The 720-nt window shown below is 41.5% G+C and carries 1 protein-coding gene; it reads left to right on the top strand.

The features are described 5' to 3' along the window. The first annotated feature begins 246 nt into the window (after positions 1–246). Positions 247–513, top strand: coding sequence for a YihD family protein (locus R7R24_RS26820; protein ID WP_005461387.1), 267 nt, complete (start codon positions 247–249; stop codon positions 511–513). Positions 514–720: the final 207 nt, after the last annotated feature.

The following is a 720-nucleotide window of genomic DNA, read 5'->3' as shown; positions in this document are numbered from 1 at the left end:
AATACAAGTGCAATGCGCCGCCGCAGTGGCTTCACTACTGCATCTAAGGCAAAACAAGTTGCGCCAGCTATGACACTGGTTGAGAAGACAGCAATAGTGTCGAGTGTTACAACCAAAGTTATCAAAGCAGCTTAATCAAAAGCGCGGCGCCAGCTGCGCTTTTTCTTTTCCTTCCTTTTCTATTTGTCTTCGCGATGCAATTTGATACCTTAAGCGCAAATACTTATAAATATTGTGGAGAAAGAAATGAAGTGTCATCGCATAGAAGAGCTACTTGAGCTATTAGAGCCTGAGTGGCAAAAAGACCAAGAAATGAACCTGCTGCAATTCATCGTCAAACTGGCGCAAGAGGCGGGCTACGACGGCAAGTTGGAAGATCTCTCCGACGACGTACTGATCTACCATCTTAAAATGCGCAACAGCAGCAAAGACGAAATGATCCCGGGCCTGAAGAAAGACCAAGAAGATGACTTCAAAACCGCCATCTTACGTGCTCGCGGCATCATCAAATAAACACGTCTCACGACTTTCGAAGCGACTCCTCAGAGTCGCTTTTTTTATAACTAAATCAAATAGGTTTTTAATACAGTTATAACTGTTCAGCCGTTTATTAAGTTAACTGTACTGACTTTTGTTGTTAAACGTAGACTGCGTTAAGGAAAAGGAATTGTTATTGCTTGTATAATCGCCGTTTATCAGTATTAACTAAAATAATTAATA

The organism is Vibrio sp. 704 (genome assembly GCF_033339295.1).
The sequence above is the reverse complement of the archived record's forward strand: the minus strand, read 5'-3'. Positions and strand labels throughout refer to the sequence as shown.

Excerpts from the sequence above, each read along its gene's own strand:
- R7R24_RS26820 (WP_005461387.1), top strand. The coding sequence starts at position 247 with ATGAAGTGTCATCGCATAGAAGAGCTACTTGAGCTATTAGAGCCTGAG.